The organism is Mycobacterium sp. WMMD1722, from assembly GCF_049315205.1.
GTDB lineage: Bacteria > Actinomycetota > Actinomycetes > Mycobacteriales > Mycobacteriaceae > Mycobacterium.
This window is the reverse complement of the sequence record NZ_CP186056.1, coordinates 5,174,379-5,189,784: the sequence shown is the minus strand read 5'-3', so window position 1 is coordinate 5,189,784 and position 15,406 is coordinate 5,174,379. Positions and strand designations below refer to the sequence as shown.

General features: G+C 70.1%; 13 protein-coding genes. 9 read left to right on the top strand and 4 right to left on the bottom strand.

Going from position 1 to position 15,406, the window contains the following annotated elements:
• Positions 1-29: 29 nt before the first annotated feature.
• The 3 genes from ACN27E_RS25195 to ACN27E_RS25185 are packed head-to-tail and all read left to right on the top strand — an operon-like array spanning position 30 to position 5,916.
• Positions 30-1,766 (top strand): ABC transporter ATP-binding protein, encoded by a 1,737-nt coding sequence (locus ACN27E_RS25195; RefSeq protein ID WP_422745700.1) that lies wholly within the window; start codon positions 30-32, stop codon positions 1,764-1,766.
• Positions 1,763-3,658: an ABC transporter ATP-binding protein gene (locus ACN27E_RS25190; protein ID WP_422745699.1), complete on the top strand. Its 1,896-nt coding sequence runs from the start codon at positions 1,763-1,765 to the stop codon at positions 3,656-3,658. The genes ACN27E_RS25195 and ACN27E_RS25190 overlap by 4 nt, the downstream gene beginning before the upstream one ends.
• Positions 3,659-3,717: 59 nt before the next feature.
• Entirely contained in the window at positions 3,718-5,916 is a 2,199-nt protein-coding gene (locus ACN27E_RS25185; RefSeq protein ID WP_422745698.1) for a molybdopterin-containing oxidoreductase family protein, read from the top strand.
• On the opposite strand, the gene ACN27E_RS25180 is transcribed toward ACN27E_RS25185, so the two are convergent.
• On the bottom strand, positions 5,913-6,476 hold the full coding sequence (locus ACN27E_RS25180) for a hypothetical protein (protein ID WP_422745696.1): 564 nt from the start codon (positions 6,474-6,476) through the stop codon (positions 5,913-5,915). The genes ACN27E_RS25185 and ACN27E_RS25180 overlap by 4 nt on opposite strands.
• Before the next feature lie 137 nt (positions 6,477-6,613).
• Here ACN27E_RS25180 and ACN27E_RS25175 point away from each other — a divergent pair, with 137 nt between their 5' ends.
• Genes ACN27E_RS25175 through ACN27E_RS25160 form a run of 4 tightly spaced genes read left to right on the top strand, consistent with a single transcriptional unit; the run spans position 6,614 to position 11,491 of the window.
• Positions 6,614-7,483, top strand: coding sequence for an AIM24 family protein (locus ACN27E_RS25175; protein ID WP_422745695.1), 870 nt, complete (start codon positions 6,614-6,616; stop codon positions 7,481-7,483).
• A complete protein-coding gene (locus ACN27E_RS25170) occupies positions 7,480-9,081 on the top strand; it encodes a class I adenylate-forming enzyme family protein (RefSeq protein WP_422745693.1) in 1,602 nt (533 codons plus the stop codon). Before ACN27E_RS25175 ends, ACN27E_RS25170 begins: the two co-directional genes overlap by 4 nt.
• Before the next feature lie 17 nt (positions 9,082-9,098).
• Positions 9,099-9,302 (top strand): heavy-metal-associated domain-containing protein, encoded by a 204-nt coding sequence (locus ACN27E_RS25165; RefSeq protein ID WP_422745691.1) that lies wholly within the window; start codon positions 9,099-9,101, stop codon positions 9,300-9,302.
• Positions 9,299-11,491, top strand: a complete 2,193-nt coding sequence (locus tag ACN27E_RS25160) for a heavy metal translocating P-type ATPase (RefSeq protein ID WP_422745689.1) — start codon at positions 9,299-9,301, stop codon at positions 11,489-11,491. The genes ACN27E_RS25165 and ACN27E_RS25160 overlap by 4 nt, the downstream gene beginning before the upstream one ends.
• Here the strand turns inward: ACN27E_RS25160 and ACN27E_RS25155 are convergent.
• Positions 11,445-12,563, bottom strand: a complete 1,119-nt coding sequence (locus ACN27E_RS25155) for an adenylate/guanylate cyclase domain-containing protein (protein ID WP_422745688.1) — start codon at positions 12,561-12,563, stop codon at positions 11,445-11,447. The two genes, ACN27E_RS25160 and ACN27E_RS25155, sit on opposite strands and share 47 nt — an antisense overlap.
• Positions 12,564-12,580: 17 nt before the next feature.
• On the opposite strand from ACN27E_RS25155, the gene ACN27E_RS25150 reads away from it, so the two are divergent.
• On the top strand, positions 12,581-13,102 hold the full coding sequence (locus ACN27E_RS25150; protein WP_422745687.1) for a DNA-deoxyinosine glycosylase: 522 nt from the start codon (positions 12,581-12,583) through the stop codon (positions 13,100-13,102).
• Positions 13,103-13,106: 4 nt separating this feature from the next.
• Here ACN27E_RS25150 and ACN27E_RS25145 read toward each other — a convergent pair whose 3' ends face one another.
• A complete protein-coding gene (locus tag ACN27E_RS25145; protein WP_422745686.1) occupies positions 13,107-14,498 on the bottom strand; it encodes an amidase in 1,392 nt (463 codons plus the stop codon).
• Positions 14,499-14,524: 26 nt separating this feature from the next.
• On the opposite strand from ACN27E_RS25145, the gene ACN27E_RS25140 reads away from it, so the two are divergent.
• Entirely contained in the window at positions 14,525-14,956 is a 432-nt protein-coding gene (locus ACN27E_RS25140; RefSeq protein ID WP_422745684.1) for an HIT family protein, read from the top strand.
• A 13-nt stretch (positions 14,957-14,969) separates the two neighbouring features.
• Here ACN27E_RS25140 and ACN27E_RS25135 read toward each other — a convergent pair whose 3' ends face one another.
• Positions 14,970-15,404, bottom strand: coding sequence for a hypothetical protein (locus tag ACN27E_RS25135; RefSeq protein WP_422745682.1), 435 nt, complete (start codon positions 15,402-15,404; stop codon positions 14,970-14,972).
• Positions 15,405-15,406: the final 2 nt, after the last annotated feature.

The following is a 15,406-nucleotide window of genomic DNA, read 5'->3' as shown; positions in this document are numbered from 1 at the left end:
CGCACAGCGGGGTGTGCGACAGTAGCGGGATGCTCTGGGCGCTGCTGCGGCGGTACGTGCCGCCGTACCGCGGTCTGCTCGCCGTGGTCGCGGCCCTGCAGGTGGTCAGCACGCTCGCCTCCCTGTATCTGCCGACGGTGAACGCGAAGATCATCGACGACGGGGTCGCCAAGGGCGACACCCGCACGATCGTCGACCTCGGCATGGTGATGCTGGGCGTGAGTGCCCTACAGGTCGTGTGCGCCGTCGCCGCCGTGTACTTCGGCTCCCGCGCCGGCATGGGGTTCGGCCGTGATCTTCGCGCGGCGATCTTCAACCAGGTGACGACCTTCTCGGCCGAGGAGACGGCCCGCTTCGGGGCACCGTCGCTACTCACCCGCACCACCAACGACGTCGGACAGATCCAACTGCTGGTCCAGATGACGTGCACGATGCTCATCACCGCGCCGATCATGTCGGTCGGCGGCATCTTCATGGCCGTGCACCAGGACGCGGGCCTGTCGTGGCTGCTGCTAGTCAGCGTCCCGGTCCTCGCGGTGGCGAACTACTGGATCGTGTCGCATCTGCTGCCGATCTTCCGCCGTATGCAGCAGCTCATCGACAACATCAACCGGGTGATGCGCGAACAACTCTCGGGCATCCGGGTGATCCGCGCATTCGCCCGAGAACCCCAGGAGCGCAGCCGGTTCGGCCGAGCGAACCAGGAACTATCGGATACCGCCCTGGCCGCAGGCCGCTGGCAGGCCCTGATGCTACCGGTGACCACGTTGGTCATCAATGTCTCCAGCGTCGCGTTGATCTGGTTCGGGGGCCTGCGCATCGACGCCGGACAGATGCAGGTCGGGTCGCTGATCGCGTTCCTGTCCTACTTCATGCAGATCCTGATGGCCGTGTTGATGGCCACCTTCATGCTGATCATCATCCCGCGCGCCGCCGTCTGCGCCGAGCGCATCACCGAGGTGCTCGACACCCGTCCGGCGATCGTCTCGCCGGCAGACCCGGTCCGGCCCGCCGCTGTCGCCGGCGAAGTCCGCCTCGACGACGTGTCCTTCAGCTATCCCGGCGCCGATCGCCCCGTGCTGCAGGACGTGTCGTTCCTGGCGCGCCCCGGCTCGACGACCGCGATCGTCGGTTCGACCGGATCCGGCAAATCCACCCTGGTCTCGCTGATCTGCCGGCTCTATGACGCCACCGCCGGGTCGGTCCGCGTCGATGGGGTGGATGTGCGCGACTACGACGTCGAACAGCTGTGGGCGGCGGTCGGTCTGGTGCCGCAGCGCGGATATCTGTTCTCCGGGACGGTGGCCGAGAACCTGGCGCTCGGCGCGTCGCCGGGACAGGTGCTGAGCGCGGCGCAGATGTGGGCGGCGCTCGAAGTGGCCGACGCCGACGGGTTCATACGCGCCCACGCCGACGGGCTCGACATGCGCGTCGCCCAGGGCGGTATGAACTTTTCCGGCGGCCAACGCCAGCGGCTTGCCATCGCGCGCGCGGTGATCCGCCGGCCTGCGATCTATCTCTTCGACGACGCCTTCTCGGCGCTCGATGTGCACACCGACGCGCGCGTGCGCGCCGCACTGCGCGACATCTCCGGCGACGCCACCGTCATCATCGTCGCCCAGCGGCTCTCGACGGTCGCCGATGCCGACCAGGTCATCGTCGTCGACGACGGTCGCGTGGTGGGTGTCGGCACCCACGAGGAGCTGCTCGCCGATTGCCCCACCTATGCGGAGTTCGCCGAATCGCAGTCGGTGGGCGCACCGTGACCGGGCCGATCGGCGGAGCATTCCGGGGCCTGCAGCAACGTCCGCCCGAACGCACCCGGGACTTCAAGGGCTCGGCGATCCGCCTGGTCAAGCGACTCACCCCGCAGCGCACGCTGACCGCGGTGGTGATCCTGCTCGGGGTGGCCGGAATCGCGATCGGCGTGATCGGCCCCCGCATCCTCGGCCACGCGACCGACCTGTTGTTCAACGGCGTGATCGGCCGCCAGCTGCCCGCCGGGCTGACCAAGGAACAGGCCATCGCGGCGGCACGCGCTCGCGGCGACTCGACCTTCGCCGATCTGCTGTCGGGGATGAACGTCACGCCCGGACAGGGCGTGGACTTCGGCGCCGTCGCTCGCACGCTCGCCCTGGCACTGGTCCTGTACCTCGTTGCCGCACTGCTGGTCTGGCTGCAGGCCCGGCTACTCAACGTGACGGTGCAGCGCACGATGGTGCGACTGCGCGCCGACGTCGAGGACAAGGTCCACCGGCTCCCGCTGTCCTATTTCGACACCCGCCAGCGCGGCGAGGTGCTCAGCCGGGTCACCAACGACGTCGACAACATCCAGACCTCGCTGTCGCTGACGATCAGCCAGCTGCTCACCTCGCTGCTGACCATCGTGGCGGTGCTGGTGATGATGCTGACCATCTCGCCGCTGTTGGCGCTGATCACTGTGCTGACCGTGCCGTTGTCGCTGCTCGCGACACGCTGGATCACCCGACGTTCACAACAGATGTTCGTCGCGCAGTGGCGCAACACCGGGCGGCTCAACGCCCACATCGAGGAGACCTACAGCGGCTTCACGATCGTCAAGACCTTCGGGCACCGCGCCGACGCCCAGGCGAAGTTCCGCGACCTCAACGACGACGTCTACCAATCGGGATTCGGCGCACAGTTCTTCTCCGGGCTGGTACAGCCGGCGACGATGTTCATCGGCAACCTGAGCTACGTCGCGGTCGCGGTGATCGGCGGTCTGCAGGTGGCCACCGGCCAGATCACGCTCGGCAGTATCCAGGCGTTCATCCAGTACGTGCGTCAGTTCAATCAGCCGCTGACCCAGGTCGCCGCCATGTACAACACCCTGCAATCCGGGATCGCCAGTGCCGAGCGGGTTTTCGAGCTGCTGGACACCGAAGAAGAACGACCCGACAGCTCCGCCGAACTGCCCGTCCGGCGCGGCCGGGTCGAATTCGACCACGTGAACTTCGGCTACCGCCCCGATACACCGGTGATCCAGGATCTGTCGCTGGTGGCCGAACCGGGCAGCACGGTGGCCATCGTGGGACCGACCGGGGCGGGTAAGACGACGCTGGTGAACCTGCTGATGCGGTTCTACGAGGTCGACTCCGGCCGCATCCTGCTCGACGGTGAGGACATCTCGCGGGTGAGCCGGCAATCGCTGCGCTCCCGCATCGGCATGGTGCTGCAGGACACCTGGCTGTTCGCGGGCACCATCTACGACAACATCGCCTACGGCAGACCGGACGCCGATGAGGACGACGTGATCGCCGCGGCGAAGGCGGCCTACGTAGACCGGTTCGTGCACAGCCTGCCCGAGGGGTATCAGACGCGGGTCAGCGACGACGGCGGGTCGATCAGTGCCGGCGAGAAACAACTCATCACCATCGCCCGGGCCGTGCTGGCGCGCCCGCAACTGCTGGTGCTCGACGAAGCCACCAGCTCGGTGGACACCCGCACCGAGCTGCTCATCCAGCACGCCATGCGTGAATTGCGCCGCGACCGCACCAGCTTCATCATCGCCCACCGGCTCTCGACCATCCGCGACGCGGATCTGATCCTCGTCATGGAGGACGGCCGCATCGTCGAACGCGGCAGCCACGACGACCTGGTGGCCCGACGCGGCGAATACTGGTCCATGACACGGGTTTAAGCGGATCGCTGGGCGGCATTCGCGCCCGGCGGACGGGATCCCTGAGCGAGGATGCCTGCATGACCAGCACTTCGGACCAGACGCCCGGGCACACCGTGCACACCTTCTGCCGGTACTGCCTGGCCTCCTGCGGCATCGAGGTGACCGTCGCCGACAACCGCGTCCTCAAGATCTCCGCCGACAAACAGAATCCGCACAGCTGGCGCGATTTCTGCGCCAAGGGGCGCACCGCGGGGCAGCTCGTCGACCATCCCCGGCGCATCCTGGCCCCGATGCGGCGGGTCGACGATCCGGCCGGCGCCCGTTACGTCGAGGCCACCTGGGACGAGGCGATGGCCGACATCGCCGCCCGGATGAACGCGGCGATCGACGCCGACGGACCCGACGCTGTGGGCGCCTACTACGGCAACCCGGCCGGGTTCTCCGGCTCGAACGTCATCTTCATGAACGCCTGGATGGATGCCGTCGGCACCCGGAACCGCTACGCCGTCGGATCAGTCGACCAGAACGCCATGCACGTGGTGGCCGAGGCCATGTACGGCTCGATGCTGATGGCGCCGGTGTCCGACATCGACAACTGCGACTACTTCCTGCTGGTCGGCACCAATCCCGCAGTGAGCGCGTGGAACTGGTTGGAGACAGTGCCCGGCGGGTGGCGCCGCGCGCTGGACCGGCAGAAGCAGGGCGCCACGCTGGTGGTGGTGGACCCGGTCCGCACCGAGAGCGCCGAGAAAGCCGATCTACATCTGGCCGTGCGGCCGGGCCAGGACTGGGCGCTGTTGCTCGCACTGGTCAAGGTGGTGCTCGACGAGGGCCTCGAACACGACGGCGACTGTGCCGATCTCGCCATCGGGATGCCCGAGTTGTGCCGACTCGCCGCCGCAGCGGATCTCGACGACCTCGCGGCGCGGTGCGGTGTCGACCGCCCGACCATCGAGCGCGTCGCCCGCGGCTTCGCGACCGCCGAAGGGGCCATGGTCGTCACCCGCACCGGGGTGTCGCTGCACGCCGCGGGCACCGTCGCCGAATGGCTCGGCCAGGTGCTGAACGTGATCACCGGCCGGATGGACCGGCCCGGCGGTCGCCGCTTCGAGCGCGGATACGTCGACGCGTTGCGGCTGGCCGACTTGGCCAAGACCCCACCGCACCTCAGCCGGGTCGCGGGGCGGCCCATGGTGTCCGGTGCGCACGCGCTGGCCGAGCTGCCCGACGAGATCACCACGCCGGGTCCCGGTCGGATCCGGGCACTGCTGATCAACTGCGGTAACCCGGTCATCTCCGGGCCCGACGGCACCAAACTCGACCGTGCGCTGGCCGCACTGGACCTGCTGGTGGCCATCGACTTCGTCCAGCGCGAAAGCCACCGGCACGCGCACTGGCTGCTGCCCGCGGTGCACTGGCTGGAGCGCGAGGACCTGCTGTCGTTCACCAGCAGCATGCACGACGAACCGTTCGTGCAGTTCGGCCGCAAGGCGATCGACCCACCGGCGGGCGCCCGGGAGGAGTGGCGCATCTTCACCGATCTGGCGCTGGCCATGAACCGGCCGCTGTTCGGCGCCAAGGGGATGAACGCCTTCGTCCGCGCCACCCGCCGCGCGGCCGGGTGGACCGGGCGTCCCCGCCTGGAGTTCGGCCCGCACTGGATCAACCGCGTGGTGGTCGCGACCGCCCGAAAGGTCAACGGCCGCAGGGTGACCTGGCGTGACGTGATGTCCAGTCCGCACGGGCTGGTGCTGGGCCCACGGGAATTCGGTCACTTCCGCGCCGCGCTGCGCACCCCCGACAAGCGGGTGCACGTCGCGCCGCCGGAATTCGTGGCCCGGGCGCGGGAACTACTGGCCGGGCCGCTCCCGGAACCACCCGACGGTTACCCGTTCCAACTCGGCAACCGGCGGCACCGGCATTCGATGAATTCCTGGCTCAACGAGCTCCCCGGCCTGCATCCGGCGGGTAAACGCAACGCGGTGGTGATCCACCCGGATGACGCGGCCGCCCTCGGCGTTGCCGAGGGTGACCGGGTGCGGGTGTTCTCGCCGGTGGGTGCCATTGAGCTCGAGGCCGCCGTCGACGACCGGCCGCGCCGCGGACTGGTCATCGTCGACCACGGCTGGGGTTCGCGGGTGTTCGACCCCCGTGGCGGCGCCGCACCGCAGGGTTTCGGGGTCAACCGGAACCTGCTGGTCGACGGCGGGTCGCTGGACCCGCTGTCGCAGACCTCGACGCTGTCGGAAACCTACGTCGGGATCGAGCGAGTCTAGAGCTGCGGCCCCTCGGCACGCAGCTCATCGACGGTGGTCATGGCCTCGCGCAACTTGGCCAGCCATTCGTCGGCGTGCTCGCCGACCAACCGCACCGACCAGGCCAGGGCATCCGACCGAGACCGCGCCACCCCGGCGTCGACGAGCGTGTCGAGCACCTGACGCTCCGACTGTCGCAACCGGGTCATGACCGGAACCGCGATGTGGGTGAACAGGATTCGCTCGTTTTCCCCGTCACCCGCCGCTGCGATCTCCACGCCCCAGGAGACCTTGCGACCGTAACGGGCCTCGGCCTCGTCGGCGATCTGCATTCGTTCGGGGCGGGTCTGTTCACGGAAGCGAGCCGCACGCCCGGACGCGCGTGCTTCGCTCTCCTGCTCCGCAGGCTCGGGGAGCCGCCCGATCACCGTGATCTCCTCGCGGTCCACCACGACGGTCGGGTCGCCGGCGAACCAGCCGTCGGGTAGTCGCCCGGCGAACCAGTCCGCGGCGTCACCGGCATCGGGTTGTGCAGCCTGCTGCCAGCCGCCGGAGCGGCGGCGCTGATGATGGGTTCTCATGCTTACATGATTACACCGTTGCACCCTTGCGGGGTGGGCGTTCACCGACGGTGAACGATGCAGCGAGGGCGGCCCGAGGGTGACCTAGTGTCGATGGCAACGTCGACAGAGTCGTCCGGCGACGAAAGGGTGCGAACGTGACCGGTCAATGGCTGCCCGATCCCGAGGGGCGCTACGAGTACCGCTGGTGGGATGGCCACGGCTGGACCGATCAGGTCTCCAGTCGGGGGCAGGTCTCGCAGGATCCACTGGCTGCACAACCACACCCACAACCACAACCGCAACCGCAACCGCACGCCCACACCCCGGCCCAGCCCCAGGGCGGTGGGGGCGGATTCGCCGGTATCACCGGCGATCTCGTCGACGGGCGGTTCGGCGAAAAGAATGCCGCGGCGATCGCCAACCAGAACACCAAGATGCTGCGGGTCCGCCTCGGCGAGCCGTTCATGGCCCGCCAGGGCGCGATGGTGGCCTACCAGGGCAACGTCGACTTCGCCTTCGAGGGGGGCGGGGCCGGGAAGTTCCTGAAGAAGGCGCTCACCGGCGAGGGACTGCCGCTGATGCGGTGTCAGGGACAGGGCGACGTGTTCCTCGCCGAGCGCGGTTTCGACGTGCACCTGCTGCACCTCGACCAGAGCGGGCTGTCGATCAGCGGGAAGAATGTGCTCGCATTCTCCGCCGGCCTCGATTGGAACATCGAGCGCGTGCGCGGCGGCAGCATGGCCACCGGCGGACTGTTCAACACGACACTGCGCGGGACCGGGTGGGTGGCGCTGACCACCGACGGTCCGCCCGTCGTGCTCGACGCCGCCGAAGCGCCCACCTTCGCCGATACCAATGCCGTGGTGGCCTGGTCGGCGGATCTACAGACCCAGCTGAAGGCGAGCTTCAAGGCCGGCGCGCTGATCGGCCGCGGATCGGGCGAGGCGCTGCAGGTCGCGTTCCACGGACGGGGCTTCGTGATCGTGCAGCCCTCCGAAGGCGTGCACGTTCCCACCGCCGGATGACCGCCGACCATCCCTGGGCCACCGAGACCGTCGAGGCCGAGTACGCCGGCCACCCGGGGCGGCTCTATCGACGCAGCCCCGAGACGTTCGCCGAGCTGCTCGCCGGGACGCGCTGCTGGACCGACCGGACGGTGTTGGTGCAGGGTGACCGGCGGATCTCGTTCTCCCAGTTCCGCTCCGCCCTGGGCAACGCCGCCCAGCTGCTGGCCGATCGTGGTGTACGCCCCCGCGACCGGGTCATGGTGTTCGGCTACAACAGCTGCGAATGGGTGCTGGCGGTGTGGTCGCTGCTGCTGGCCGGCGCGGTACCGGTACTCGGGAACCGCTGGTGGAGCGGCCGGGAGATCGAGCATGCGGCCGGACTGCTCGACCTGCGCCTGATCTTGACCGACACCGTGCTCGACACTTCCACCCCGACCTGGCCGCTGACCGGACTCGCGGCGGCATTCGGTCCGGCCACTCAGAACCAGATGGCGCCCGTCGAGGCGGGCCTGGACGACGTGGCCGTCGTCCTGTTCACCTCCGGCAGCTCGGGTATGCCGAAAGCCGTCGAGCTGTCCCGCCGTTCGGTGATCGTCAACCAGCAGAACGTGCTGGCGCGCAACGGCAGGCTGCCGCACCTGCTCGACGCCAGTTCACCGCAGGCCGTCAGCCTGGCCAGTACGCCGATGTTCCACATCGGCGGCCTGTCCAGCCTGCTGACCCATGTGCTGACCGGTGGACGCATCGTGCTCGCCGAGGGTCGCTTCGACGCCGAACGGGTGATGGCGCTGATCGAACGGGAGCGGGTGCAGGTGTGGGGTGCGGTGCCGACCATGGCGATCCGCGTCCTGACCCATCCCGCGTTCGGGTCCTACGACCTGGATAGTCTGCGGTCCTGGCCGCTGGGTGGTGCGCCGGTCAGCCCCGAACTGCTGGAGCGCATCCGGGTCGCGCTGCCGAATCTGCGCGACCGCGGCCTCAGCAACACCTGGGGTATGACCGAGGGCGGCGGGTTCCTCACCGTGGCCGACAGCCGGGACCTACGGGCCAGGCCCGGCACCGTCGGCCGGCCCTACCCCGTCGTCGAACTGCGGATCGACCGTCCCGGCGCCGACGGATCGGGTGAGGTGCTGGTCCGGTCCCCCACCGTCATGCTCGGCTACGCCGGACGGGCACCCGGCGGTGACGACACCGTCGACACCGACGGCTGGCTGCACACCGGCGACCTCGGCCATCTCGACGTCGACGGCTACCTGTTCATCGACGGCCGCAGCAAAGACATCGTGATCCGTGGCGGGGAGAACATCGCGTGCCCGCACGTCGAGGCGGCGTTGACCAGCCATCCGGACGTCACCGAGGCCGCCGTGTTCGGCCTGCCCCATCCCGATCTGGGCGAGGAACTGGTCGCGGTGGTGGTTCACCGGGGCGGCGGTGCGCCCCCGGCGGTCGAGGAGCTGCGCCGACATCTGGGGGCCGCGGTGTCCTCCTTCGCGGTGCCCACCCGCTGGCGGCTCACCACCGAACCACTGCCGACGCTGGCGGGTGAGAAGGTCGACAAGCGGGCGTTGGCGGCCTCCTTCGACGCCGCCCGGGAGCCCGTTACCCATACCCCCTAGAGGTATATGATGGCGGTATGACCCTGCGCCTGGAAGTCGACGGAATGAGCTGCCAGCACTGCATCGCGAGCATCACCGCCGCGGTCGAAGCGATCCCCGGCGTCACCGCCGTGCAGGTGGACCTGCCCACCAAAGCGGTGACGGTCAGCGGCGAACCCGATCAGCACCGCGTCGTCGACGCCATCGAGGACTGCGGATACGACGTACGCCCAGCGGCATGAGCTCCGTCACGCTCACCGTCGGGGGGATGACCTGTGCGTCGTGCGCGGCGCGTGTGGAGAAGAAACTCAACCGGATCGACGGGGTGACCGCAGCGGTCAACTACGCGACCGAGCAGGCCACGGTCTCCTACCCGGACACCGTGCACCCCGAGGACCTGATCGCCGCGGTCGAGGCCACCGGCTACACCGCCAGCCTGCCCTCGACGGCCCCGGACGACCGGTTCGACGTCGACGATGCGGCACCGTGGCGACGGCGCGTCGTCGTCTGCGCAGCACTGAGCCTTCCGGTGGTCGCGCTGTCGATGGTTCCCGCCCTGCAGTTCGGCGGTTGGCAATGGCTGGCGCTGGCATTGACCACCCCCGTCGTCGGATGGGGCGGCCTGCCGTTCCACCGTGCGGCACTGACCAACCTGCGCCACGGCGCGGCGACCATGGACACCCTGGTCTCCGTCGGCGTCACCGCCGCTTATCTGTGGTCGCTGTGGGCGCTGCTGTCCGCCCCTGGCGGTGAGCCGCACCTCTATCTGGAGGTGGCGGCCGCGGTGACGACGTTCATCGCCGCCGGGCGCTACTTCGAGGCGCGGGCCCGTCGGCAGTCCGGTGCGGCATTGCGCGCCCTGCTCGATATGGGCGCCAAAGATGTTGCGGTACTTCGCGACTCGCGGGAGGTGCGAATCCCGGTGGCACAGCTCGCGGTGGGTGACGAGTTCGTGGTGCGCCCCGGGGAGAAGATCGCCACCGACGGGGTCGTGGTCGCCGGCGCCTCAGCGGTCGACGCCGCGATGCTGACCGGCGAGTCGGTGCCGGTGGAGAAGGCACCGGGCGACCAGGTTGTCGGCGCCACCGTCAACGTCGGCGGACGGCTGACCGTGCGGGCCACTCGGGTCGGGGCCGACACCCAGCTGGCGCAGATGGCGCGGCTGGTCACCGAGGCGCAGAGCGGGAAGGCCGACGTGGCCCGACTCGCCGACCGGGTGTCGGCGGTGTTCGTGCCGGCGGTGATCGCCTTGGCGCTGCTGACTTTGGCGGCGTGGCTGCTGGCCGGCGGCGCGGCGAATGCGGCGTTCACCGCGGCGGTGGCGGTGCTGATCATCGCCTGCCCGTGTGCGCTCGGACTCGCGACGCCCACGGCGCTGCTCGTCGGTACCGGCCGCGGTGCGCAGCTCGGCATCCTGATCAAGGGGCCGCAGATCCTGGAATCCACCCGACGTGTCGACACCGTGGTGTTGGACAAGACCGGCACGGTCACCACCGGACGGATGTCGGTCGTCGCCTTCCAACCCAATGACGAGGACACCCTGCGACTCGTCGGCGCGCTGGAGAACGCCTCGGAGCACCCGATCGCCGGGGCGATCGCCGAGTACGCCAGGCAGGCGACGGCGGGCCGCGATCTTCCTGCCGTCGAGCAGTTCGAGAACCACGGGGGCCGTGGGGTCCGCGGCACGGTGGACGGACGGCGGGTCGCCGCGGGGCGGTTGGCCTGGCTCGGGGCATCGGCAACCGAGGACCTACAGCGGTTCGCCGACACCGCCGAGGCGCGCGGCCAGACCGCGGTGTGGTTCGCGGTCGACGACGCAATCGCCGGTCTGGTGGTGGTCGCCGACACGGTCAAGGACGACGCCGCGGACGCGATCGCCGAGCTGCGTGCGCTGGGTCTGGCCCCGGTGCTGCTCACCGGCGACAACCGGCGGGCGGCGCATGCGGTCGCCGAGCGGGTCGGTATCGACACCGTGATCGCCGAGGTGCTGCCGGAGGGCAAGGTCGACGCGATCCGCCGGCTGCAGGCCGACGGGCGGGTCGTGGCGATGACCGGGGACGGAGTCAACGACGCCGCGGCACTCGCCCAGGCCGACCTGGGGCTGGCGATGGGAACCGGCACCGACGCCGCGATCGAGGCGGCCGACCTCACGCTGGTGACCGGGGACCTGCGGGCGGTCCCGGACGCGATCCGCCTGTCGCGTGCCACCCTGCGCACCATCAAGGGCAATCTGTTCTGGGCGTTCGCCTACAACGTCGCCGCACTGCCGTTGGCGGCGCTGGGACTGCTCAACCCGATGATCGCGGGCGCCGCGATGGCGGCCAGCTCGGTCTTCGTCGTCACCAACAGCCTGCGGCTGCGACGCTTCCGCCCGTCTCGTCGGGTCACTGGTCGGGGCGGCGCGCGCGGAACAGCTTCGCATCGCCCTTGATGCCTTTGAGGTGCCGGGCCCCGGCGAACGACCACGTGAACCGGTCGTCGTCGCCGATGGCCTCCCGCGTCGCCTCGGCGACCAGCACCGAACCCGGGCGGGCGGCCGCGGTGACCCGGCTGGCGAGATTGACCGGACTGCCGAACCAGTCACCGACCCGGCTGACCGCCTCGCCGGTGGCCACCCCCACGCGCAGCCGCGGGAAGTCCGGCACCGTCGCGGTGGCGTCGAGCAGGTCGAGCGCCGCGCTGAGCAGCGCGGCCGGTTCGGTGCTCACCAGCATCACGGCGTCTCCGATGGTCTTGACGAAGTGCACGGGCGGCACGGCGAGCTCCCGGGCGAAATCACCGAGCCGGCGGGCGAGCTGCTCGAGCTCCTCGGGCGGCACCGCCTCGCCGAGCCGGGTGAATCCGACCAGATCGGCGAACAGGATCGATACGATCCGCGCCCCCGGCAGCGGGACGCCCCGGGCCCGCTCGGCGGCGGTGACGGCCTCGGTCTCCATCGAGTGCCGCAGCTGTAGCAGCAGCATGTCGCCGATCATGGGGACCAGCAGCGGGGACAGCTCACGCACCAGCGCCTCGGACGCCTTGGCGAGTTCGAGCTCCGACGCGCCGGGGGTCAGGATCGCGGCGAAGGCGGCGTACCGCATCGCTTCGGCGGTCTTGGCCATCCCCTCCGACAGCACCCGCACGACCTGCACGACCTGATCGGGATCCAGCCCGTACTCCAGGAACCGCTGTGCGTGCGCAGCAGCCTCGGCGTCGGCGCGCAGATGCACCGCGGCGTCGGGATCGTCGACGCGCGACAACCCCATCGCCCGTTGCATGCGCTGCAGCAGTTCCAGGTCGACGCCGTACTTCTCACTGGTCTCCCGCGCCGACACGTACACGCCGTCATCACCGATCACCCGACGTGAGGCCAGCAGCATGGGTGAGACAGCCTCCCGGATCTCCTCGACGGAGACGCCGCGCTGCCTGAGCCACCCGATCAACTCGGCGCGTTCGTCACGCGCCGCGCCGGTCAGCCCGTCGAGCAGCCCGGATGACTCGACGTCCTCGACTTCACCCACGCGGCCACGGTATACCGGTGCCCGTGCGCACCCCCGACACTGACGACCGCGCACCGCTGTTGCACGGCTTCGCACCGATCCTCGGCGACCGGCCGAGGGTGCTGATACTCGGTAATGCGCCGAGCGTGCTGGCGCTGGCCCGGCATCAGTACTACGGCAATCCCCAGAACGCGTTCTGGCGGATCACCGGGGAGCTCTACGGTTTCGCCGCCGACGAGCCCTATGAGCAGCGCACCGCCGCGCTGACCCTCCACGGTGTCGCGGTCTGGGATGTGCTGGCCTCCTGCCGGCGCCGGGGCAGCCTGGATTCGGCAGTCGAACCGAAGAGCATGGTGGCCAACGGCTTCCGGCCGCTGTTCGAGGCACATCCGACCATCCGGCGGGTGTTGTTCAACGGCGCCGCGGCCGAGAAGAACTTCCGGCGGCTGGTGGCCGGGGAGTTCGCGGCCGAATTCCAGCGGCTGCCCTCGACCAGCCCCGCCCAGACGATGCGCTACGAGGCCAAGCTGGCGGCGTGGCGCGCGGCGCTGTCGCGGTGACCGCTCAGCTCACCGCCGGGCTGCGCTGCGACCACGGCCGGGTGCGTTCGATCTGTGCGCTCACCGAGAGCAGCGTCGCCTCGGCGAACGGCCGCCCCACCAGCTGAATCGACGTGGGCAGCCCCTGCCCGTCGAAACCCCACGGCACCACCGCCGCGGGCTGGCCGGTCGCGTTGAACAGCACCTGGAACGGCACCCGCGCCGACACCAGCGCCAGGGTGCTCACCCCGCCCCGGCGGCGGTAGGCCCCGACCCGCGACGGGCCGGTCGCCGCACCGGGGGTGATCACCACGTCGACGTCGTCGAAGATGCGGGTGATCCGGTCGGCCACCGTCTTCTCCGCGGCGCGGATGCGCGCCATCCGGCGGTCGGAGAACAGCGCGCCGATGCGGGCCATGGTCCGGGTGCGGGCGTCGAGACGCTCCGGTCGGGGCAGCGCCGCGGCGGTGTCGGAGATGCCGCGCAGCATCCTGGGTAGCGCGTGACCGTAGACGGCGAACCGCGGATAGTCCGGATCGCGGTGCACCACGTCGTGGCCGAGCTCGCGCAACACCTCGCCGGCTTCCTCGACGGCGGCGCGCTGGGCGCGGCCCACCCGCGCCGTCATCGTCGGCGGCACCTTCGCGCTCAGGGCGATCCGCAGTCGTCCCGGTGACCGGGTGGCCGCGGTGACGAACCCGCCCGCAGGTACCGGTTCGTCGGCGGTGACGTCCAAGAACAGCGCCGCATCCTCCACCGTCCGGGTGATCGGGCCGTTGACCGACAGCCCGCACCATGCGCCGTCCTGCGGGGCCATCGGGACCCGGCCGCGCTGCGGTTTGATGCCGAACACGCCGCACCAGGTCGACGGGATGCGGATCGATCCGGCACCGTCGGAGCCGAGCGCCATCGCGGCGAGCCCGGCGGCCACCGCGGCCGCGCTGCCGCCGCTGCTGCCACCCGGGGTGTAGTCGGTGTTCCACGGATTGCGCGTCGCCCCGAAGGTCACCGACTCGGTGAACGGCCACACCATCAGTTCCGGCACCGAGGTCTTACCGAGGACGACCGCCCCCGCGGCCCGCAACCGGCGCACCACCTCGGCGTCCTGCTCCGGCGCGGGCCCGTGCGCGCTGCTGCCCAGTGTGGTCAGCTCGCCGGCGACGTCGACATCGTCTTTGATCGCGATCGGCACGCCGAGCAGCGGAAGCCGCTCCCCGGCGTCCAGTCGCGCCTGAGCGGCGGCGGCGTCGGCGCGCGCCCGCTCGGTGAGCACGGTCCGGTAGGCGTGCAGCTCCGGGTCGAGCCGGGCGATGCGCTCGAGGTAGAGGTCGAGCAGGGCCGGCGCGCTCACCGTGCCCGCCGCGAGCCGTCGAGCTTGTTCGGCGGCACCGGCAAAGGCCAATTCGGAGGCGGTCACCTCCGGCAGCGTAATACGGTGACGTGGTGTCCTGTGTGTTCTGCGACATCGTCGCCGGGGATGCCCCCGCCATCCGCGTCTACGAGGACGACGGATACCTGGGCATCCTCGACATCCGACCCTTCAGTCGCGGTCACACCCTGGTGATCCCCAAACGGCACAGCGTGGATCTGACCGACACCGCACCCGAGACACTGGCCGACATGGTCCGCATCGGCCAGCGCATCGCCCAGGCGGCCAGACGCTCCGGCCTGCATGCCGACGGCAACAACCTCGTCGTCAACGACGGCAAGGCGGCGTTCCAGACGGTGTTCCACATCCACCTGCACGTGCTGCCCCGCCGCAGCGGGGACAAGCTGTCGTTCGCCAAGAACATGGTGCTGCGGCGCGACCCCGACCGCGAGGAGTCCGGCCGGTTGCTGCGTGCGGCACTCGCCGAACTCGACCGCACGCCCTAACGCGACGGAAGCCTCACAGCGGCAGCGGCGCGTTGGCCGAGTCGAGGTGTTCGACGGTGGTGAACACCAGATCCTCGGAGCCGGCGTTCTCGATGTCGTGCAACAGGAATTCGCCTGCGGCGAAGGTGAAGTGGCGCGTCTCGCCGGCGGCGTAGGACACCTCGCGGGTGGTGCCGTCGGCGGTGTGCTGGCGGCTGCGGCCCGCGTTCACCGCCGTCCAGAAGTAGTCCAGCACGTGCCGGTGGGCGTGGAAGCGTTCGCCGGGTGCCAGCCGGATCTCCCAGACCCGGACCCGCTCGTTCTCGCTCAGCAGCCGGGACCCGACATGCCCGTCGTGGGCGTGGTCGGTGAACTCGGCGCGCAGCGCGTCGGTCCAGCCCTCGAAATCGGTGCCCACCAGGGTGCCGGCCAGCGGCGCATCGGTGAGGAACTCTGCATGGGTGGTCATCG

Bases quoted from the DNA above. Each gene is read 5' to 3' on its own strand.
- ACN27E_RS25195 (WP_422745700.1), top strand. From the start codon at position 30: ATGCTCTGGGCGCTGCTGCGGCGGTACGTGCCGCCGTACCGCGGTCTG.
- ACN27E_RS25185 (WP_422745698.1), top strand. From the start codon at position 3,718: ATGACCAGCACTTCGGACCAGACGCCCGGGCACACCGTGCACACCTTC.
- ACN27E_RS25180 (WP_422745696.1), bottom strand. From the start codon at position 6,476: ATGAGAACCCATCATCAGCGCCGCCGCTCCGGCGGCTGGCAGCAGGCT.
- ACN27E_RS25170 (WP_422745693.1), top strand. From the start codon at position 7,480: ATGACCGCCGACCATCCCTGGGCCACCGAGACCGTCGAGGCCGAGTAC.
- ACN27E_RS25165 (WP_422745691.1), top strand. From the start codon at position 9,099: ATGACCCTGCGCCTGGAAGTCGACGGAATGAGCTGCCAGCACTGCATC.
- ACN27E_RS25160 (WP_422745689.1), top strand. From the start codon at position 9,299: ATGAGCTCCGTCACGCTCACCGTCGGGGGGATGACCTGTGCGTCGTGC.
- ACN27E_RS25135 (WP_422745682.1), bottom strand. From the start codon at position 15,404: ATGACCACCCATGCAGAGTTCCTCACCGATGCGCCGCTGGCCGGCACC.